The sequence below is a fragment of the Flavobacterium sp. CFBP9031 genome (assembly GCF_034044945.1).
In the GTDB taxonomy this organism is placed as follows: domain Bacteria; phylum Bacteroidota; class Bacteroidia; order Flavobacteriales; family Flavobacteriaceae; genus Flavobacterium.
In genome coordinates this window covers 667,653-688,724 of the sequence record NZ_JAXCWF010000001.1, presented here as the reverse complement: position 1 = coordinate 688,724, position 21,072 = coordinate 667,653, and the positions used below count along the sequence as shown (strand labels likewise).

Sequence of the window (21,072 nt, the reverse complement as noted above, 5' to 3'; positions counted from 1 at the left end):
AATACTTTTTATATTGATAATTTTTAGTTCTTCAAAATCGTTTGGACAAGATATTTCAGGACAATGGAATGGTATTTTAAAAATTCAAAATAATGAGCTAAGAGTTCTATTTAATATTACTAAAACAGAAAAAGGGTATAGTTCTACGGTGGATAGTCCGGATCAAAATGCAAAGGGAATTCCTGTTACATCTACTACTTTTGAAAATTCGGTATTGAAATTAGATATTGCAACTATCGGTGGTTTATACGAAGGAAGGTTAGGTGCTGATAATGTTTTTGTTGGGAAATTGATTCAAAACGGACATACATTAGATCTTAATTTATCTAAAGGAAATATGGAAGTTGCAAAACCTCAGGAACCTAAACAGCCATTTCCTTATTATACAGAGGATGTAAAATTTGAAAATAAAACAGATAAAGTGACTCTAGCAGGAACGTTATCAATGCCTAAAAAAGAAGGTAATTTTCCTGTAGTTATTTTGATTTCTGGAAGTGGCGCGCAAAATCGAGATGAAGAAATGCTAGGGCACAAATCATTTTTAGTTTTAGCAGATTATCTTACCAAAAAAGGAATTGCTGTTTTACGTTTTGATGATCGTGGTTTTAGTCAATCCACAGGTGATTTTAAAAAAGCAACTACTATGGATTTTGCAAAAGATGTACAAGCTGGAGTAGACTATTTGAAAACGAGAAAAGAAATCGATAAAAATAAAATTGGTTTAATCGGACATAGCGAAGGCGGCATAATTGCTCCAATTATAGCTGGAAATTCTAAAGATGTTAAATTTATAGTTCTACTTGCCGGACCAGGAATTCGCGGCGATAAATTGTTGCTACTGCAAAGAGAATTATTAGAAAAACAAATGGGAGTTCCAGATGCGGTGGTAGAGCAGAGTAAAGAAAATTTTAAAGGCGCTTATGATCTTATTATTCAAAGTACTGTTAATGATGACGATTTGAAAGCCAAAGTCAATTCGTATTTTAAATCAAAATTAGGGAATGATGATATGGCTAAAACCACTACAGATCAAATTACAAGTCCGTGGTATTATGCTCTTTTAAAACTTGATCCAAAGCCTTTTTTAGAAAAAGTAAAATGTCCAGTTTTGGCACTTAACGGAAGTAAAGATTTGCAGGTTCCAGCCCAAGTTAATCTTGAAAATATTAAAAAAGTTTTGACAGAAGCGGGAAATAAGAAAGTAACCATTAAAGAATTACCAAATTTAAATCACTTGTTTCAAGAATGTAAGACAGGTTCTCCAACTGAATATGCCACTATTGAACAAACTTTTTCGCCAATAGCTTTAGAAGAAATTTCGAGTTGGGTTTTAATGCAAACGAAATAAAATTATGTAATCGCAAAGATGTATACAGTTCAAAGAAGTTCTTTTCCGTATAAATCTTTGCGATTTTATTTTTATCGTTTTAAAGAAAAATGCCCTCTATATTCTGCCCCATTCATTCTCGTAACCGTAAACCAATAGTCTGATGCAGGTAGTTGATTTCCGAGATAAGTTCCGTTCCAAGAAGTGTTTAATGCCAATTCTTTAACTAATCTTCCGTAGCGATCAAATATTCTAATAGACGAATTAGGAGCTAAATAAGCTGGGTCGATTGTCCATGTATCATTATAACCATCTCCATTTGGAGTAAAGAATTTTGGGAAAGGAAGCTCCTCAGTCAAATTGACGCAATCTCTATTTTTTGCTTCTAGAATGTCTATTGCTACAGGAATTCGATCACTTTCACAACCACTTATGGTTTGAGAAGCATAATAGGTAATTCCGTTTTCAAGTGCAGTTGATTCTGCTAAATTACTTGTAGAAGAATAGCTTTCATACCATTTGACGTTTTGAGCATCAATTATGATATCACTAATTTTTGCATTTTTTTGAATACAGAATTCCTGTGGAGAATTTGCAATCGGACTCGGTGTGTCTTGTATTTTTACTGTAATTGGTAATCTTTCACTTTCGCAATCGTTTTGTGCTTGCGAAACATAATAAATACGACTTTCCAATAAAGTTGTTTCTGGCAAAATAGATGCTGAAAAAAAAGTATCAAACCATTTTATATTTTGCCCAATGATTGGAATGTCACTTAAAGTTGCGTTTTGCTGTACGCAAAATGTATGTGAAGAATTTACTTCAGGAAGTTGATTTGTAATAATAACGGTTTGATTTTGAGATGATCTATTTCCGTTTCCATCATCATAATTCCATTTTATGGTATAAGTTCCAGGAACAGAATATGATAAAGGATCCGCGGTTGTGGCAGTAATTGTTCCAGCACATTTATCTGTTGCTTTGGGAAATATTTTCACTTCAGTATGACAATCTCCCGATATAGTTGGAAGATCCGGAATGTTTGCAACTGGAGCTTGTACATCTCCAATAACCACATCAAAAGTGTATGTTTTTTCACAGTTGCAATCATCGCTTACCACTAAATGGTATTGTCCATTATTTGCACTTGATGGATTTGTAATGGTTGGATTAGACAGAGTACTTGTAAAACCATTTGGACCAGTCCATAAATAATTATATCCAGAATTAGAATCAGCTTTAAAAGATAATGTTTCGCCAAAACATACAGGCGAATTTGTTGACGGATGCACATCAATGTTACAGCTTTTTTCTTCAGAAAAATTGATTAAATAAAAATTCTTTCTTCCGTTAAGATTTTGCTGATAAGAATTCGAATCTGTTATTTTGTTATTTTCAACAGGTGTATCTGCAAAGACAGCATCTTGGGCTGTAGTTCCTCCAATAACAATATTATTATTTTCAAAGCAAATTTTGTTTTCAGAATACTGATCGAATCCATTTACATAAGTTCCAAAAACTAAGCTTCCAGATTTAGTAAACTTACCAATATAACCCTCTGCAAATCCTTTTCTTTTATAGGCGCATGGAGTAGTTATCGATTGATCGCCACCTTCGCCACCAATGTAAATGTGATTGTTTTTAAAAATTAATGAATATACAGCCGATGATGTTCCTAGATAGGTTCCCCAAATTCGCTGGCCGTCTTTATTTAATTTTGCTAAAAAACCAGTTTGAGTCCAACTGTTGTAATCATCAAAACTTCCTGGCGAGGTAATATTATCATCATTGTCACTTCCGAATAAATCTCCTCCAATGTAAACATTGTTTTCGTCATCATTTACAACAGCTTTTATTCTATTGCCAGAACCATAATAAGTGCTCCAAATTCTATTTCCATCTAAACTGAATTTATAAACCGTACCATTAACGCCATTTTTATAATTGGTCTCTTGAAATGTTCCAGGAGTAGAAATATAATTTAAACTAAAAGTTTTTCCTCCTAAAATAAGATAGTCAGATGCGACTTTTATAGTATGTAAATAATCATTGCTTTCCCCGCCTACATAGGTACTCCACACAAGATCGCCACTAGGGTTAAACTTAGTCAAAAAACCATCGAACGAACTATTTCCAGGCATACCAGAGTGATTTAATAAAGTCTGAAAATTATTGTTTGTAGAAAATCCAATGTAACTGTTTGTGCTTCCTACAATATAGATATTATCATTACTATCAATATCTACATCTTCGGCAGAATCTGTACCAGAATTACCCATGTATGTTGCCCACAATCTCGTTCCAGAGGAGTTAAATTTTGCAAGAAATGCATAAGTGGTGTTACTTGTTGTAGTTTGAATATAAGCTCCAGTTGTAGATATGTTTCTTTTGCTATCTGTACTTCCAGTAATTACAACATTATTTTGCTTGTCAATCTTTAGGCCAAATGCTCGATCCCAACTTTCTCCACCATAAAAAGTACCCCAAACTCTTTTTCCTGAAGGATCAAATTTTACAATTATTGCGTCAGATTGCATATTTCTAGAATCGAAAGCAGTGGTCTGATGGGCTCCAGATGTAGCATAAATTCCTGATGTACTGCTCGTGTAGCCCGTAAAATAGATATTGCCAAAACTATCAGTGTCTATATCTCCAAAGTAATTTGATTCGCCTTCACCATAATAAGTTCCCCACAATCTTACCGGAGTAGGATCAATAACAACTGTTTTACCCGCTAAGAAGTTTGCAGAACGAAATCCATAAACATCTTTTTTTAGCTTTTGATATCCAATAATTATTTCTTTTTTACGTCCTTTTTCTTCAATCCAGCTAGCAGGAATTGTTTCTTCCATTTTTCCAAAACGAACATTCATTTGGATTTTATTATCTACCAAATCGGTTTTGGCACCGTTAAATTTTAATTGAATATCAGAGATTTTTCCCTTTGGATGAATAACAAAATTATATTCAACAGCTTTTTTGGGATCTTCGGGAATTGTAAAAACAGCATCAATATTAGGATATATATTTTTGTAGGTAATTTGTTTATACTGATGAACTCCCAGAACGCCTTCTGGTTGATTTGGAACGTTATAATAATTATCAAAATCAGCTGATTTTTGTTCCGTAATTAATTCAACTTTAGAATTTGAATTGACAAAATCAATGTCTACCCTATGAAAAATATATTCTAGATTGAAATCGTCTTTTTCTTTGTTATCTTTTTCTGGAAATAGTTTTGGTGTTGCCGAACGAACAATTGGCGTCTTTTTTACTTCATAGATATCATAAGAAAATCCATTTTTCTTTAACTGAACATTTAAACCTCCCGAATTCAGTAAATACTTAACGTCGGTATTAGGTTTGCCATTCTGATCGATAATTTGACCTTTATTTTCTTTAAAACCAATTGATTGATTTTTGTTTTGTGAAAACAATTGTAGCGTTAATAAGAAAAAAAGTAAAAGTAATCTATGTTTCATTAGAGTAATTTGGATTGCGACAAATGTAATTAAATGTTTACAAATTCAAATCAAAAATTGAAACGCTAAAAAGTCTCAAAATATCCCGTATTTTTGCAAAAAAATAATTCTCTTTTGAAAACAAAACTTTTTGTAATTACGCCGCCATTTACACAACTGAATACCCCGTATCCGGCAACGGCGTATATAAAAGGTTTTCTGAATACTAAAAATATAGAATCAGTTCAGGCTGATTTGGGTATTGATGTGATTTTAGAATTGTTTTCGAAGAAAGGACTTATTGATTTGTTTGAAGTTTCAAGCCTGAAGTTTGAAGTTGGCTCTGAAGTCTCTGATAATTCTAAGCGAATTTTTGCTCTTCAAGACGAATATATTAAAACGATCGATTCTGTAATTCAGTTTTTGCAAGGTAAAAATCCAACTTTGGCTCTACAGATTTGTCAGGAAGATTTTCTGCCAGAAGCTTCTCGTTTTGCGCAACTAGAAGAACTCGATTGGGCTTTTGGAACAATGGGAACACAAGACAAAGCAAAACACTTGGCAACTTTATATCTCGAAGATATTTCAGATTTTATTGTAGAATGTGTTGACGAGAATTTTGGTTTCAGTCGCTATGCCGAACGTTTAGGGCGAAGCGCCAATTCTTTTGATGAATTGTATGAAGCCTTGCAGCAAGAGCCGACATATATCGATTCGATTTTAATTTCACTTTTAAAAGCTAAAATCGAAGCGGTAAGACCAACTTTATTTCTAATTTCTGTTCCTTTTCCAGGGAATTTGTATAGCGCATTTAGATGTGCGCAATGGGTAAAAGAAAATTATCCTGAAATTAAAATTTCAATGGGTGGAGGTTTTCCAAATACCGAATTGCGTTCGCTTTCTGATAAACGTGTTTTCGAATTTTTCAATTTTATCACTTTAGATGATGGAGAAGTCCCAATTGAAGAATTAATTTTTCATTTAGAAAACCCAGATTCGAATTCTTTCAAAAGAACATTTTTATTAGAAAACGGAGAAGTAGTCTATAAAAACAATTCTTTAAAACACGACTACAAGCAATCTCAAGTTGGAACACCAGATTATTCAGATCTGCCTTTGGATAAATATATTTCGGTGATCGAAATTGTTAATCCGATGCACCGAATGTGGAGCGACGGAAGATGGAACAAACTCACCATGGCACACGGCTGTTATTGGGGAAAATGTACTTTCTGTGATATTTCTTTAGATTACATCAAAGTATATGAACCCGTTGCGGCAAGTCTGCTTTGTGACCGAATAGAAGAATTGATCGATAAAACAGGTCAGAACGGATTTCATTTTGTTGATGAAGCCGCACCGCCAGCTTTAATGCGTGCGTTGGCGCTTGAAATTCTAAAAAGAAAACTAGCCGTAACTTGGTGGACCAATATTCGTTTTGAGAAAAGTTTTTCAAAAGATTTATGTTTGTTACTGAAGGCTTCAGGCTGCATTGCTGTTTCAGGAGGTTTAGAAGTTGCTTCAGATCGATTATTGAAACTGATAGATAAAGGAGTAACTGTTGAGCAAGTCGCAAAAGTAACTCGTAATTTTACCGAAGCAGGAATTATGGTTCATGCGTATTTAATGTACGGATATCCTACCCAAACCATTCAGGAAACGGTCGATAGTCTAGAAATGGTTCGCCAATTGTTTGAAGCGGGCGTTTTACAATCTGGATTCTGGCATCAATTTGCATTGACGGCTCATAGTCCGGTTGGCTTATATCCAGAACAATTTGGTGTAACAAAAAAAACAGAAACAATTGGAACTTTTGCAAATAACGACATTGAGTACACTGATGCAACAGGAATTAATCATGACAAATTTAGTTTCGGATTAAAGAAATCACTTTTTAATTTCATGCACGGAATCTGTTTCGATTATGAACTTCAGGATTGGTTCGATTTCAAAATTCCTAAAACCAAAATTCACCCTGATTTTATTTTTAATGCTTTAGAAGAACAAAACGATTTCAATACTAAACCAAATGCAAAAGTGGTTTGGCTTGGAGGAAAACCTGCAGCAGAAATCTTCGCAAAATCAAAAAAGGGAAGAAGTTGGGAAATGATGTCGCTAACTTTTCATGATAAAAAAGAAAGTTTCAATATTCAAACCGGAAAAGAAGAAGGCGAGTGGCTGACTTCAATTTTATCCAAAATAGCGGTTTCAGGTTCTAAAAATTATACTTTTCAGGAAGTCAAAAATGATTTTGAAACTTCGCTAGAAGATTTCGAATTGTTCTGGTATTCTAAACCGATAAACACTTTGCGTGAATTTGGGTTATTGGTACTTTAAACAATTCGAATAATTAATTTTTTGTTACCCAGTAATGTAAGTCTCTTTCTACATCGTAAACCATTCTTTTAACACTTCGCCTGATTACGAAATAAGGAATTCCGATCATTAAAGACATATGGAATAAAAGAAAGGGAAAAAAATGAAAGGGAAAAAAAATGAAAGGGGGATTTTCACCAGGTAGGAAAATAGAACTGAAAATCGAGATCAAATAAAACAGAATCATTATTCCTAAAAATAAAAGCATTCTCTTCTTAAAGCCATTAATTTCGGCATTTACAATTAATAGGTTATGATCTTCTTTGAATGTGCCGGTTACTTTTGCAAACGAATAATTATTGTTAAAGAATTTCCTCCTTTTTTTAAATTCGAAACTATTATTAAGGATGTTGCCTTTATATTCATTTTTGCTTGATTCAAACACTTCAAATGGAACAAAACTTAAATCAGATTCATCAACGTTAGTTCTGAATTTTTGAATGAAATCTATTTTTGAAATGGGTAATTGTATAGAAATGTCTTGAACTAAATTTATCTTCCTTAAAAAATCCTCCATTTATTTTGATTTGGTTAGCGAGCCAAATATAATATTTCTAGAAGAACTGGAAATAAAACATCATCTAAATGATTCTTGTTTTCAAAAAAATAGTTTAGGATTAGTATTCTATACATTCTCCGTCATTCGGAATAGAAGTTTTGCTTAAAAGACCATGATCTGAAAGAGCAGTTCTTAATTGTAATCGGGTGGTTGGGCAATGATTTAAAGCTTCTAAATGATTGGCAAGGACTTTTCCTGGTGCTAGTGTTACGAACTTTAAAATGTCGTCCATTCGCATTAGCAAAGGTTGGCCGATATCTAATCTTGCGGTTCCGCATGCTATAATCGAAATGTCTGGTTTTAATTGCGTTAAAACTTTATTTACATGTTCTGTAAAAACAGTGTCGGAACTGATGTAAATCGATTTTTGATCTGCCAGTTCAATAAGAAAACCCATTACATTTCCCATTAATTTGGCAATGAAACCATAACCGTGAATGGCTGGAATCCCGGTAATTTTTCCATCCAGAAATTTTTGCGGTTCCCAATATTCAAGAGTCTGAATTACACTAAGACCTCTTTGCACAAGAGCTTTTTCATCTTTAGAACTGCAAATTACAGGAATGCTTTTTCTTCTTAAAAAAACTTCACCAGCTTTGTCTATATGATCAGGATGCAAATGTGTGATCAAACAATGCGTCACTCGACTTAAAATTTCACGACTGTTTTTTGGCAAAGCCACCAAAGGATTTCGTTTCGGTTTGTATCTGAAAATAGTAAAAGGCGGAATTGTTTTTCTTTTACCTAACATTGGGTCAACTAAAATGACATGCTTTTCTGTTTCAATTACCAAAGAGGCATTTCGCAAATGATGTAATTTCATATCCAAGAAAATTAGATATTAAAAATACAAAGTTTTTCGAGAAACTACTTACAGATTTTTCTTTATTTTTAACAGAATTGTGATTTATCCTATTGAAAACCTAAACCCAATTCCATGAAGGTTTTCAATCGAAATTCCTTCTTCATTGGCAAGGATTTTACGAAGACGGGAAATGAAAACATCCAAACTTCTTCCCATAAAATAGTCGTCGGTTCCCCATAGAGACGTTAAAATCTGTTCTCTTTTCAAAACAGAATTTTTATGATCTAGAAAAAGTTTTAATAATTCGGCTTCCCGCTGAGTTAAACCAACCTTTTCTTCATCATTAAAAAGAATGAAATTTTTGGTGTCAAAATGATATTTTCCTACTTCATAAATTGTTTTTGCAGGAGAAATATTTTTCTGTGAACGTTTCAAGAAAATTTCAATTTTCAGCAGTAATTCTTCAATGCTGAAAGGTTTTACCAAATAATCATCTGCACCGATACGAAGACCTTTAATGCGGTCTTCTTTTAAAGTTTTAGCTGAAAGGAAAATAATCGGAACATCAACGTCTATTTTTCTAACTGCTTCAGCCAGCTCAAAACCATCCATTTTTGGCATCATAATATCAAAAATGCAAACATCAAACTCTTCTTCTTCAAAAATTTTAAGCGCAGATTTTCCATCAGAACAATGAATAACTTCATAATTATTTTGCTCCAAATTATCTTTGGTTAAAAACGCAAGGGTTTCGTCGTCTTCGGCATATAGTATTTTGAAGTTTCTCATTTTTTGTTAGGAATTGATAAAGTTATAGTAACACCTTTTTCTTTATTGTTTTCGGCTTTTATTTTCCAGTTTTGCAGACTGCAGATTTCTTTTACATAATATAAACCGAGTCCAAATCCGTTAACTTCATTGCTCTTTTCATTTTGAACTCTATAAAACTTATCAAAGATAAAAGATATTTTTTTAGGATTAATTCCAATTCCGTTATCTATAAATTCTAGTTTTAAACAATTGTTTTCTTCTGTGAATTTAATCGTAATTTCTGGCTTTTCATTACAATATTTCACTGCATTATCCAGTAAATTATAAACTAAATTACCAAAATGAAAAATATCGGTTTCCAGCAAATATTCTTTTGAAGAAGTTTCGATTTTAATAGAAGCTTCAGGATATTTTAATTGGATGTTTTCAATTGCTTCTTCAATTATGGGCACAATTAAAATACTTTCTTTTTTAAGTTCTAAAGGAGCATAATCGGATTTTGCGATGTTTAAAATCTTTTCGATATGGCCGTTTAATTTATTTCCTTGATTGATAATAATATCGGTGTAGGTATATAGTTTTTTGTCTTCTTTAATTGGTTTTTGTTCAATTAAATATTTAGAAGCGATAAGAATTGAAGCCAGAGGTGTTTTAAATTCATGCGTCATATTATTAATGAAATCACGCTGCAGTTCCGAATATTTTTTATGCTGTAAAAGCTTAAAAATCGAATAAACGTAAATCAGTAAAATCAGGATCAATGCCGTTGAAAGTACAAACCAAAAACGCATCGAACTAAATAAATAAGTAGTTTCATTTGGAAAACGAACGGCAAAATAATAGACTAGATTTTTATGTTTAGGAAAATAAACGGTCTTTTTGCATTCTGCTTTTTTCTTATAAAGCGAAATGTAATCACCATAAATCATTTCGTCGCTTTGACAATTGTACATCGCGTATTCGAAATCGGTCGTGATGTTCATTTTTTTGAATTCTGTTTTTAGATAAAATTCTAAAATATCAGGTTCAAACTCGTTATCGACATTTACTATATAATAATCGTTGGCAATTTTCTGAACCGGATTTTGAACCGGCAGTTCGTGGTTAGTTCCTTCGTATAATTTTTTAGCCACTTCCAACAAAGCAATATGGGCTTTCTGGCTAAGCTTTTTTTGTTCAATTGTAAAAGCTTCTTTTGTCCATAACAATTGTGCAACCAAAATACTAATGATGGCTACCAATCCTAAGAGAATGATGCTGTTGAGTTTATTAATTTTCAAGAATAACAAATTTTGAGAGTGTAATATTAATCAATTTTAGCCTGAAAATAAGCGATTAACAAGTCATTAACAAACGTTTGAAAGCGGTTAACAGCAATTTGATTTTGTCTGAATTACCTTTGTAATATCAAAATGAACTACAAACCATTTTAAATATATCAGTTATGAAAATGATCAAAATTTCGATGTTAGCTTTGGCTTTAGGCCTTATGTCTTTTTCTGCAATTGCACCAGTACAATCTTTAGTTTCAGAGAATGAAATTTCAGAAACTACAGCTGCTTCTACAATTGTTTGGAAAGCAGAAACAATTGATGTTGGACAAATTCCTCAGGGAACTCCAAAAGCAATTGTTTACGAATTTAAAAATACAGGAAAAACAGCTGTAGTTATTACAAATGTTCAAGGATCTTGCGGATGTACAGCGACAGATTACACAAAAGAACCAATTCAGCCAGGTAAATCTGCAAAAGTTACTGCAACTTACAATGCTGCAAACAAAGGTGCTTTTACAAAAACAGTTACTGTAACAACTAGTGCAGAAACAACACCAAAAGTACTTACTTTAAAAGGTACAGTTATCTAAGAATTTTAATAGGTTGGTTATATGGCGAAAGCTCCAGACATGTAAATTGTTTGGAGCTTTTATTTTTTATTAATCGTTTAAACTTCAAAAAAATAAGGATTAAGAATTATTGCCGAGAACTTTGTTTTAATAGAATTTTTTCTACTTTTATTCAAAAATTTTAAGCTATGAAAATTTGGTATACGCCTATAGTTGCAGTTGTTTTTTTTGTTGTTTTTTCGTGTAATTCGAAAGCAGATAAGAAAGAGGAAAATTCAATAAAAACTGTTGAAAAAATTCCAGAATTAAAACTTACTATTGATACTGTGCGAATCGCAAAGTTTTATGAAAATTATCCAAAACTGGAGAAATTTAAAGGCGATGTAACTTCTTTGTATCAAAAAAACAAATCGACTCAATTATGGCAGGATAATAAAGGAGTAGTGGAGTTTGGAAATACACTATTCAATCAATACAAAAATTTAGATCAAGAAGGATTGAAAGCTAATTATCCTTATAAAGAAGAACTAAATTCTGTTTTTGAAAGTAATCCAACCAAGAAATTATCCAAAGAAGATACTGATTTACTGCTGTCAAATTTGTATTACTACTATGCAGAAAAAGTATATGCAGGTTTTGATGAGAAAACTAGTATTTCTTTAGAATGGCTTTTGCCTCGCAAAAAGTTCAATTACCAAGTGCTTTCTGATTCTATCTTTAAAAAATCAACCATTTTGGATGATAAGAAAAGAAAGATGTTCAGCCAATATTATAAACTTCGTGATGCTCTAAAAGAATATAGAGAAATTGAAAAAAATGGTGGTTGGAAAACGATCGAAACAGATGAAGATTATAAAGCTCTAAAAGTTGGAGACTCATCAAATGTTGTGGCTCAGATAAGAGAAAGGCTTTTTGTGACCAAAGACCTTAAAGAAGACAATAAAAGCGTGGTTTGCGATACGACTTTAATGAAAGCTATTAAAAACTATGAAGTGCGCCATGGCTACACTCCCAAAAACACCATTTTATTAGAACATATTAATGACTTGAATATTCCAGTTTCGGAACGCATTAAAACGATTATTGTTAATATGGAGCGTTGTCGTTGGATTGATCCTGAATTAGAAAAAGGTCAAAAATACATTGAAGTCAATATTCCTGAATTTAAATTATATATAGTTGAAGACGGAAAAATCGCTTTTGTGTCGCCAGTTGTGGTGGGAAGGGCGATGACAAAAACGGTTGTTTTTAGCGGAATGATGAGCAATATTGTTTTTAGTCCGTATTGGAATGTGCCACCAAGCATTATTAAATCGGAGATTAAACCTGGAATGGCAAAAGATAAAAACTATTTGCAGAAGAAAAATCTAGAATGGAATAACGGTGCAGTTCGTCAGCTTCCGGGAAAAAATAATTCTTTAGGTTTGGTGAAGTTTTTATTTCCAAATTCAAGCAATATTTACTTGCATGATACACCTTCAAAAAGTTTGTTTGAAAGAGAGAGCCGAGCTTTTAGCCATGGTTGCGTGCGTGTCGCAAAACCTCGTGAATTGGCAATAGAATTATTAAAAGTCGATCCGCAATGGAATCCTGCAAGAATTGATAAAGCAATGCACGCTGGAAAAGAAAGCTGGTATACTTTAAAGAAAAAAGTTCCAGTTTACATTGGCTATTTTACCGCTTGGGTAGACCGCGAAGGAAATCTAAACTTCTATAAAGATATTTACGGAAGAGATGAAAGTCTTATCAAATTATTGACTGAAGAATAGAAAATGAATTTCACGCAGATTTAGCAGATTAAAGCAGATTTAATTAGATTTTTTACACTTTGAAAATAAATAAATCTGCGTGTATCTGCTTAAATCTTTTTAAATCTGCGTGAAAATAAATTTAGTGTCAACAGAAAAAAAACTATTTACTCAAAACATCCACACATTTATAAAAACGTTTGGTGTAGTGTTCTGTATCAAGTGATGTTATAGTTACTTGCTGCGCTTTTCCTGACGAAGCGTGAATAAATTTCGACTGCATTCCGTTGGCTTCACAAATAATGCCGACGTGCCCCACAACATTTCTGTTTTTATATCCGTAGAAAACCAAAATATCTCCAACTTTAAATTCTTCTGGTTTTAAAGTTTTACCGATGTTTTTATAGCCGCTTGAACTTCTAGGAAGCGTCATTCCAAAATTTTTAAACACATAACTCACAAAACCCGAACAGTCAAAACCTTTTTGCGGATTACTGCTCGCGTATACATAAGGCGTTCCTAAATATTTTTTTGCATAAACAATTATAGAATCACGATTAATTTCGGTTGCAGTTTGAGGTAGGTTTTCCTTTTCCTTCTTTTTTAAATTAAAAGAGGAAAATAAAATAAAGGCTGATAGAAAAATAAAAAAATGTGATCTCATTTTATATACAAAAAGGGTTAAACGGTAAAGATAAGCCTTAAATCTAGAATTTCAATAGAATACCATTTGTTTCAATTGTAAGAATTAACGTTCTATCGACAAAAATTGATGTGTTTATGTGGTGTTTTTTTATTACTTTTTGACATTTTAGTATCTTTTTAGATAATCTCTTTCCAATATATTTGTGAATCGTATTTAGATTTTAACAAATAAATTATGTTTCCCAAAAAAATAGCACTTTTAATTTCGTTTTTGCTGATTTCGATCATTTCGAACTCACAAACACTAAATTCAAATAAAACTTTCCTCTATCAAGGTCGCATAGAAAAATTGCAGCATGATACTATCATTTTAATTGGAACAGCTTCTTCTGTTTCTTTCAATTTTACTGGAAATGAATGTTCGATTTTACTTCAAAATGTAGATGCTTACGAACATCATAATTATGTTCAATTGGTTTTGGATGGAAAATATATTGGGAAAATTAGAATTGAAAAAGGTACGGTTCAATCTTTTCCAATAAAGATTACTTCAAATCAAAAAGAACATCGTTTAGAAATTTATAAAAATACAGAAGCACATACAGGCGGAGTTTTGTTCGCTGGAACAACGGCAAAGCTGACGTCAATTTCGTTTAAAAAGAAAAAGAAAATCGAGTTTATCGGAGATTCGATTACTTGCGGTGCAGCAAGCGATGGTTCTGAAATTCCTTGCGATAAAGGAGAATATTACGATCACCACAATAGTTATTATGCTTACGGTCCAACACTTTCTAGAGAGATTAGTGCCGATTATTTAATGAGCTGTGTTTCTGGAATTGGAATGTACAGAAATTGGAATGACGAGAATAAAGACGAAGTTATAATGCCTGATGCTTATCCAAATTTGTATTTGACGAAAGATGCTTCGAAACCTAAATATGATTTCGCTTTTCAGCCAGATATTATCAGCATTGCTTTAGGAACAAATGACTTTTCTGGCGGAGACGGTAAAAAAGAACGTCTTCCATTTAACGCTGAAAAGTATGTTTCTAATTATGTAAACTTCATCAAAATGCTCTACAAACATAATCCGAAAGTGCAGATTGTAATTACGAATAGTCCAATGGTTGGAGGAGAAAGAGGAGTTGTTTTTGAAGATTGCCTAAATAAAGTTAAAAACGCTTTCGCGAATGATAAAGCGCATAAGCCTATTCAGATTTTTAAATTCAAACCGATGACGCCGAACGGATGTATGGGACATCCAGATGTGGCAGATCATAAGGTTTTGGCAGACGAATATGCTCCATTTTTAAAGAAGTTACTAAATGAAAAATAATATCTATAAGTTTGTTTTCTTTTTATTGATTTCCAGTACTATGATGGCAAACGTTTCGCTTCCGAATATTTTTAGTGATAATATGGTTTTACAGCGCAACTCTGAAGTGAAAATTTGGGGTTGGGCAAATCCAAAAGAAGAAATTAAACTGGTTTCGAGTTGGAACAATCAGGAATATAAAACCGTGGCCAGTAATCAGGCAAAATGGGAATTAACGATTAAAACTCCAGAGGCTGGCGGACCTTTTACTATTTCGATAAAAGGCTACAATGAAGTCATTTTAAAAAATATTCTAATTGGCGAAGTCTGGCTTTGCTCTGGACAATCGAATATGGAAATGTCGGTAAGTTGGGGAATTGATGATGGCGAAGAAGAAATGAAAAACGCAACAAATCCAAACATTCGATTTTTTACGGTTCCGAAATTAACGGCTACAAGTCCGCAGAATAATTTACTTGGAAACTGGACAGAATCGACTCCGGAAACCATGAAATATTTTAGCGCTATTGGTTACTTTTTTGCCAAACGCCTTCGCGAAGATTTGAAAAATGTTCCAATCGGATTAATTTCTTCGAATTGGGGAGGAACTCCTGCAGAAATCTGGATGCCAGAAGATGTGGTAAATAATGATCCGCTTTTATTAGAAAATGCTAAAAAACTAAACGAACAGGAATACGGACCAAGACAGCCAGGACGTGCTTACAATGCCATGATTTACCCGATTGTAGGATTTAAAATTGCAGGAACGCTTTGGTATCAGGGAGAATCAAATGTGGGTTCTTTGGTTTATGATAAAACTCTTGGAGCGTTAATTACGTCTTGGAGAAAGGAATGGAATGATAATTTTCCGTTTTATTATGTTCAGATTGCGCCGTTTAAAACGGGTTCTAATAATTTCTCAAATGTAACGGTAAGAAATTCTCAAAGAAAATTATTGAAAGAAGTTCCAAAGACAGGAATGGTAGTGATTAGCGATATTTCGGATACGATTGATATTCATCCCAAAAATAAAAAATCAGTTGGAATTCGTTTAGCGAATCTGGCTTTGAAGGAAATGTATAAAACCAATTCTAATTTGGTAAATGGTCCCTTGTTTAAAGAGGTTAAGATTGAAAAAAACAAAGTAATTGTTTCTTTCGATTATGCTGACGGACTTTATTTTAAAGATAAAAAATCGAATCAATTTGAAGTAGCTGGAAGTGATGGAGTTTTCTATCCAGCGGAAGCTTCGATTAAAAATAACGAAGTGATTATGACAAGTAAAAAAGTAGCTTCTCCAGCAAAAGTGAGATTTGCATGGGGAAATACAACACAGTCTGATTTGTTTAATAAAGCGAATCTGCCTGCTTCTTGTTTTACGAGTGAATTTTAGATTTTAGAAAATAGATTTTAGAATATAGAACATAGAATATAGATTTTTGATTGTAGATCTGCTTGTTAGGCTGAGCGAAGTCGAAGCCCCGTGAAGTGAGACACAAAGTTTGTCATTCTGAGGAAGTAAGCATCACACACGTAACTCGACAAAGTTTGGCGAAGTTCTGTACGGAGTTTCTAGTGTGATCCTTCGTTCCTCAGGATGACAAAATGACCAAAACGCTCTTTTGAAAACGATTTGCGTGAGGGATAGAGGCGGTATCCTTTTGTGGAGAGAAACGGAACAAAAGATAAAGCCGAAAGCCCGACCCGCCTTTTTCGGCGGGACACGCCCAAAAAAAGCTTAGAATCTTAGCGTCTCAGAACCTTAGAAACTAAAAAAGAACTAACTAAACCACATATGAAAAATAAACAAATACTAATTATTGGGGTATTTTCCCTGTTTACTGTTGGAAATATGAATGCACAAAAAAAGCCGTATCTGGATAAGAATAAAACTGTTGAGCAGCGTATCGATTTGCTTTTACCGTTAATGACGCTGGAGGAAAAAGTGGGACAGATGAATCAATATAATGGTTTTTGGGATGTTACTGGACCTGCGCCAAAAGGCGGAACAGCCGAATTAAAATACGAACATTTAAGAAAAGGATTGGTCGGATCGATGCTGACCGTTCGCGGTGTAAAGGAAGTTCGTGCGGTGCAGAAAATTGCGGTGGAAGAAACGAGATTAGGAATTCCGTTAATAATTGGTTTTGACGTAATACATGGTTATAAAACGTTAAGTCCGATTCCGTTGGCAGAAGCAGCAAGCTGGGATTTGGAAGCGATTAAAAAATCGGCGGCGATTGCGGCAGATGAAGCTTCGGCATCTGGAATTAACTGGACATTCGGACCAAATGTTGACGTGGCAAACGATGCGCGCTGGGGACGTGTGATGGAGGGTGCAGGAGAAGATCCTTATTTGGGAAGTAAAATTGGTTATGCGCGTGTGAAAGGTTTTCAAGGAGAAACCATTGCAGATTTGGCCAAAGTAAATACGATTGCAGCTTGCGCGAAACACTTTGCTGCTTATGGCTATGTTGAAGCAGGTTTGGAATATAATATCGTGGATATCAGTAATTCGAAATTGTACAATTCGGTTTTGCCTCCTTTTGAAGCAACGGTTGAAGCGGGAGTTCGTACGTTTATGAATTCGTTTAATACTTTGAATGGTGTTCCTGCAACTGGAAATGCTTTTTTACAAAGAGATATTTTAAAAGGAAAATGGAAGTTTGACGGATTTGTAATTTCGGATTATGCTTCGATTCGCGAAATGATTGCGCATGGATATGCAAAAGACGAAGCCGATGCAACAGCAAAAGCAGTTATTGCAGGTTCTGATATGGATATGGAATCGTATTTGTATGTGGCAAAATTGGTTGATTTGGTAAAATCTGGGAAGGTAAAAGAAGCTCTGGTTGATGATGCCGTTCGTAGAATTTTGCGCGTAAAATTTGAATTAGGATTATTTGATGATCCGTACAGATATTGTGATGAAAAACGCGAAAAAGAAGTTGTTGGAAGTAAAGCCAACAACGAAGGTGTTTTAGACATGGCAAAAAAATCTATCGTTTTACTGAAGAACGAAAAGAATTTGCTTCCGCTAAAGAAATCTGGACAGAAAATTGCTTTAATTGGCGCTTTGGCAAATGATAAAAACAGTCCGCTAGGAAGTTGGAGAATTGCTGCTTCTGATGATACAGCGGTTTCGGTTTTAGAAGGAATGCAACAATATAAAGACAATCAACTAACTTTTGAAAAAGGGGTTGATTTGTTAAAACAAAAAGCAACGTTTTTAACGGAAACCGTTTTCAATACAACTGATAAAAGCGGATTTGAAGCAGCGAAAAAAGCAGCAAAAAATGCCGATGTTGTGGTAATGGTTTTAGGTGAATATGGTTTTCAAAGCGGTGAAGGAAGAAGTAGAACTGATTTGAACCTCCCTGGATTACAGCAAGAATTGCTAGAAGAAATTTATAAAGTGAATCCGAATGTGGTTTTGGTTCTAAATAATGGTCGTCCGTTGAGTATTCCTTGGGCAGCAGAGAATGTTCCAGCAATTGTAGAAGCTTGGCATTTGGGAACTCAGACTGGAAATGCAGTTGCTCAGGTTTTATATGGAGATTACAATCCGAGTGGAAAATTGCCAATGTCGTTTCCTAGAAATGTAGGTCAGGTGCCAATTTATTACAACAAATACAGCACAGGAAGACCAATAGACAGTGATAAAAATGTTTTTTGGTCGCATTACATGGATGTAGAGAAAACGCCTCAATTTCCGTTCGGTTTTGGATTGAGTTACACGAAATTCGATTATAAAAACCTGAAAGTAAATAAAACGGCTTTCGCAAAAGGAGAAAAAGTTGAGGTAAGTATTGAGGTAACGAATTCAGGAAATTATGACGGAAAAGAAGTAGTGCAATTGTACATTCATGATGAATTCGCAAGTATCGTTCGTCCAATAAAAGAATTAAAAGGTTTTGAATTGGTTAATCTGAAAAAAGGTGAAACTAAAACGGTAAAGTTTACTTTGACAGATAAAGAACTTGGTTTTTATAACAATGAAGGAGCTTATTTAGTAGAACCAGGAACTTTTAAAATCATGGTTGGAGGAAGCTCTGATAAAGGTTTGCAGAGTGGTTTTGAAATTAAAGAATAGGTTTTTTAGGAGAAAAGTAACAAAGTAACAAATTTTTTAATCTCGCAAAGGCACAGAGTCGCAAAGATTTTTGAATAGCCCCTAGCTTCAGCTAGGGGAATAAGATTTGAATAAGGAAAGGGCTTTAGCCAAACTTTATAGGTTTGGCTAAAGCCCTTTTTGATTGTGTTTATGTTTTCTAAAGCTGGACGCAATTGAATTTTTTGTGATGGTAAGTGTTTATATATCAGTATTTTATTATGTAAAAAATATTCTGGCTTACGCTTTTGTCTTATCTTTGATAGACAGACATTTAAATGTTTTTTATTGGCAGTTAAGGTAAGCTGAAAACTTTATAGAGTAGGCATGATTTTAAAAGTATAATTATGGAAAATTCTTTATTTAAAAAAGTAAAAAAAGCTATTGATTACTGGTATATTCCATTATTGGTGGGATTGCTGTTTGTTGGAATCGGAATTTGGTCTTTTATCACACCCGTAGCGGCTTATTTAACTCTTGCATTTCTCTTTAGTGTTTCGTTTTTAGGAAGCGGAATTTTTGAAATCATTTTTGCACTTTCAAATAGAAAGAAAATTGACAATTGGGGATGGACATTAGCATCTGGAATTTTAGGTTTTGTAGTAGGAATATTGTTGATTATTAATCCATTAATTTCAATTACTTTACTGCCTCTTTATGTTGGATTTGTGGTTTTATTCCGTTCAATAATGGCAATAGTTATTGCTTTTAATTTAAAGAGTTACGCTGTTTCTGATTGGGCAAATCTTTTAATATTGGGAATACTTGGGACAGTGTTTTCGTTTGTCTTATTATGGAATCCTATTTTTGCAGGTCTTTCGCTTGTGTATTGGACTGCTTTTGCTTTTATCGCACTGGGTATTTTTTATATTTATTTCTCTTTCAAGTTGAAAAGAATACACGATTTAGATTAAAAAATAAAGATTGGTTTTTAATTTTCGCTCGCAGATTTAGCAGATCAAATGGATTTTTTTAATCTCCTAAATCTGCAAAATCTGCGGGAGTTTTTTGTATTTTTAAAATCTATTAAAACTCCAACTTTTAAATTAAAACAATGAAATATAACAGATGCGGGAAAAGCGGATTGCTGCTTCCAGAAATTTCTTTAGGATTATGGCATAACTTCGGTTCGGTTGATAATTTTGATAATGCCGAAAGTATTGCCATTGAAGCTTTTGATAAAGGAATTACTCATTTTGATTTAGCGAATAATTACGGGCCAGTTCCAGGTTCTGCTGAAGAGAATTTTGGTAAAATCTTATGGCATAATTTTCAGGGAAATCTGCGTGATGAAATCGTGATTTCTACAAAAGCTGGTTATACAATGTGGAAAGGCCCTTATGGAGATTGGGGCTCTAGAAAATATCTTTTATCTAGTTTAGACCAGAGTTTAAAACGAATGAGCATTGATTATGTCGATATTTTTTACTCACATCGTCCAGATCCAGAAACTCCTATTGAAGAAACGATGATGGCTTTGGATCACGCTGTTAGAAGCGGAAAAGCTTTGTATGTCGGAATCAGTAATTATTCCGCAGAACAGACTCGAGTTGCTGTTGATGTTTTAAAACAATTGGGAACGCCTTGTTTGATTCATCAAGCAAAATACTCGATGTTGGAACGTTGGGTTGAAAATGGCTTATTAGATGTTTTGGAAGAAAAAGGAGTAGGTTGTATTGCGTTTTCACCTTTGGCTCAAGGATTATTAACAGATAAATATTTAAATGGAATTCCTGAAAATTCAAGAGCACATAATCCGAACGGACATTTGAAAGAAGATGAGGTGACACAGGAACGTATTCAAAAATTAATTCAGCTGAATGAAATTGCCCAGAATAGAAATCAGTCTTTGGCGCAAATGGCTTTGGCTTGGCTTCAAAAAGATAAACGAATTACTTCTGTTTTAATTGGAGCTAGCTCTGTAAAACAATTGTGTAATAATATTGATTGTCTTCAAAATAAGGAATTTTCGCAGGATGAATTGAATGCGATTGAAAAGATATTAGCTTAATTGTGAATTGTTAATGCACGGGATTGTAGAGATGTACCGTAGTGCGTCTACGTCCAGTTTAGATTCTAAATAGTTAAAACCCGACAGGTTTCAAAAACCT

The 21,072-nt window shown here is 33.6% G+C and carries 15 protein-coding genes; 9 read left to right on the top strand and 6 right to left on the bottom strand.

All coding sequences use genetic code 11. From position 1 onward, the window contains the following. The first annotated feature begins 13 nt into the window (after positions 1 to 13). Positions 14 to 1,348 (top strand): alpha/beta hydrolase, encoded by a 1,335-nt coding sequence (locus SOM12_RS02930; RefSeq protein WP_320492321.1) that lies wholly within the window; start codon positions 14 to 16, stop codon positions 1,346 to 1,348. A 71-nt stretch (positions 1,349 to 1,419) separates the two neighbouring features. Here SOM12_RS02930 and SOM12_RS02925 read toward each other — a convergent pair whose 3' ends face one another. Then, positions 1,420 to 4,809: a T9SS type B sorting domain-containing protein gene (locus SOM12_RS02925; RefSeq protein WP_320492320.1), complete on the bottom strand. Its 3,390-nt coding sequence runs from the start codon at positions 4,807 to 4,809 to the stop codon at positions 1,420 to 1,422. A 114-nt stretch (positions 4,810 to 4,923) separates the two neighbouring features. Here SOM12_RS02925 and SOM12_RS02920 point away from each other — a divergent pair, with 114 nt between their 5' ends. Next, the gene (locus tag SOM12_RS02920) at positions 4,924 to 7,125 is read left to right on the top strand and encodes a B12-binding domain-containing radical SAM protein (RefSeq protein WP_320492319.1); all 2,202 of its coding nucleotides are present in this window, start codon (positions 4,924 to 4,926) and stop codon (positions 7,123 to 7,125) included. A gap of 13 nt (positions 7,126 to 7,138) precedes the next feature. On the opposite strand, the gene SOM12_RS02915 is transcribed toward SOM12_RS02920, so the two are convergent. From SOM12_RS02915 to SOM12_RS02900, 4 genes are all read right to left on the bottom strand, one after another. After that, positions 7,139 to 7,681, bottom strand: coding sequence for a hypothetical protein (locus SOM12_RS02915; RefSeq protein WP_320492318.1), 543 nt, complete (start codon positions 7,679 to 7,681; stop codon positions 7,139 to 7,141). A 100-nt stretch (positions 7,682 to 7,781) separates the two neighbouring features. Next, positions 7,782 to 8,546: an MBL fold metallo-hydrolase gene (locus SOM12_RS02910; RefSeq protein WP_320492317.1), complete on the bottom strand. Its 765-nt coding sequence runs from the start codon at positions 8,544 to 8,546 to the stop codon at positions 7,782 to 7,784. An 84-nt stretch (positions 8,547 to 8,630) separates the two neighbouring features. Next, complete coding sequence (locus SOM12_RS02905) at positions 8,631 to 9,317, bottom strand: response regulator transcription factor (RefSeq protein ID WP_095931045.1); 687 nt, start codon at positions 9,315 to 9,317, stop codon at positions 8,631 to 8,633. After that, the gene (locus tag SOM12_RS02900) at positions 9,314 to 10,579 is read right to left on the bottom strand and encodes a HAMP domain-containing sensor histidine kinase (protein WP_320492315.1); all 1,266 of its coding nucleotides are present in this window, start codon (positions 10,577 to 10,579) and stop codon (positions 9,314 to 9,316) included. The genes SOM12_RS02905 and SOM12_RS02900 overlap by 4 nt, the downstream gene beginning before the upstream one ends. A gap of 164 nt (positions 10,580 to 10,743) precedes the next feature. On the opposite strand from SOM12_RS02900, the gene SOM12_RS02895 reads away from it, so the two are divergent. Both SOM12_RS02895 and SOM12_RS02890 read left to right on the top strand, forming a co-directional pair. Next, positions 10,744 to 11,163, top strand: a complete 420-nt coding sequence (locus tag SOM12_RS02895) for a DUF1573 domain-containing protein (protein WP_095931044.1) — start codon at positions 10,744 to 10,746, stop codon at positions 11,161 to 11,163. A gap of 167 nt (positions 11,164 to 11,330) precedes the next feature. Beyond that, positions 11,331 to 12,911 carry a L,D-transpeptidase family protein gene (locus tag SOM12_RS02890; RefSeq protein ID WP_320492313.1) on the top strand — a complete coding sequence of 527 codons (1,581 nt, stop codon included), beginning with the start codon at positions 11,331 to 11,333 and terminating at the stop codon, positions 12,909 to 12,911. Positions 12,912 to 13,053: 142 nt separating this feature from the next. On the opposite strand, the gene SOM12_RS02885 is transcribed toward SOM12_RS02890, so the two are convergent. After that, a complete protein-coding gene (locus SOM12_RS02885) occupies positions 13,054 to 13,554 on the bottom strand; it encodes a C40 family peptidase (protein ID WP_320492312.1) in 501 nt (166 codons plus the stop codon). A 216-nt stretch (positions 13,555 to 13,770) separates the two neighbouring features. On the opposite strand from SOM12_RS02885, the gene SOM12_RS02880 reads away from it, so the two are divergent. From SOM12_RS02880 to mgrA, 5 genes are all read left to right on the top strand, one after another. Further along, positions 13,771 to 14,871: an SGNH/GDSL hydrolase family protein gene (locus SOM12_RS02880; protein WP_320492311.1), complete on the top strand. Its 1,101-nt coding sequence runs from the start codon at positions 13,771 to 13,773 to the stop codon at positions 14,869 to 14,871. After that, positions 14,861 to 16,243, top strand: coding sequence for a sialate O-acetylesterase (locus tag SOM12_RS02875; RefSeq protein ID WP_320492310.1), 1,383 nt, complete (start codon positions 14,861 to 14,863; stop codon positions 16,241 to 16,243). Before SOM12_RS02880 ends, SOM12_RS02875 begins: the two co-directional genes overlap by 11 nt. Before the next feature lie 402 nt (positions 16,244 to 16,645). Next, on the top strand, positions 16,646 to 18,943 hold the full coding sequence (bglX, locus tag SOM12_RS02870; protein WP_320492309.1) for a beta-glucosidase BglX: 2,298 nt from the start codon (positions 16,646 to 16,648) through the stop codon (positions 18,941 to 18,943). A 365-nt stretch (positions 18,944 to 19,308) separates the two neighbouring features. After that, positions 19,309 to 19,875, top strand: coding sequence for an HdeD family acid-resistance protein (locus SOM12_RS02865; RefSeq protein ID WP_095931038.1), 567 nt, complete (start codon positions 19,309 to 19,311; stop codon positions 19,873 to 19,875). 140 nt (positions 19,876 to 20,015) lie between these two features. Then, on the top strand, positions 20,016 to 20,972 hold the full coding sequence (gene mgrA, locus SOM12_RS02860; protein WP_320492308.1) for an L-glyceraldehyde 3-phosphate reductase: 957 nt from the start codon (positions 20,016 to 20,018) through the stop codon (positions 20,970 to 20,972). Positions 20,973 to 21,072 lie beyond the last annotated feature (100 nt).

Coding starts and splice junctions, on each gene's coding strand:
- SOM12_RS02895 (WP_095931044.1), top strand. CDS start 10,744: ATGAAAATGATCAAAATTTCGATGTTAGCTTTGGCTTTAGGCCTTATG.
- bglX (WP_320492309.1), top strand. CDS start 16,646: ATGAAAAATAAACAAATACTAATTATTGGGGTATTTTCCCTGTTTACT.
- SOM12_RS02875 (WP_320492310.1), top strand. CDS start 14,861: ATGAAAAATAATATCTATAAGTTTGTTTTCTTTTTATTGATTTCCAGT.
- SOM12_RS02915 (WP_320492318.1), bottom strand. CDS start 7,681: ATGGAGGATTTTTTAAGGAAGATAAATTTAGTTCAAGACATTTCTATA.
- SOM12_RS02865 (WP_095931038.1), top strand. CDS start 19,309: ATGGAAAATTCTTTATTTAAAAAAGTAAAAAAAGCTATTGATTACTGG.
- mgrA (WP_320492308.1), top strand. CDS start 20,016: ATGAAATATAACAGATGCGGGAAAAGCGGATTGCTGCTTCCAGAAATT.
- SOM12_RS02885 (WP_320492312.1), bottom strand. CDS start 13,554: ATGAGATCACATTTTTTTATTTTTCTATCAGCCTTTATTTTATTTTCC.
- SOM12_RS02925 (WP_320492320.1), bottom strand. CDS start 4,809: ATGAAACATAGATTACTTTTACTTTTTTTCTTATTAACGCTACAATTG.
- SOM12_RS02880 (WP_320492311.1), top strand. CDS start 13,771: ATGTTTCCCAAAAAAATAGCACTTTTAATTTCGTTTTTGCTGATTTCG.
- SOM12_RS02910 (WP_320492317.1), bottom strand. CDS start 8,546: ATGAAATTACATCATTTGCGAAATGCCTCTTTGGTAATTGAAACAGAA.
- SOM12_RS02890 (WP_320492313.1), top strand. CDS start 11,331: ATGAAAATTTGGTATACGCCTATAGTTGCAGTTGTTTTTTTTGTTGTT.
- SOM12_RS02905 (WP_095931045.1), bottom strand. CDS start 9,317: ATGAGAAACTTCAAAATACTATATGCCGAAGACGACGAAACCCTTGCG.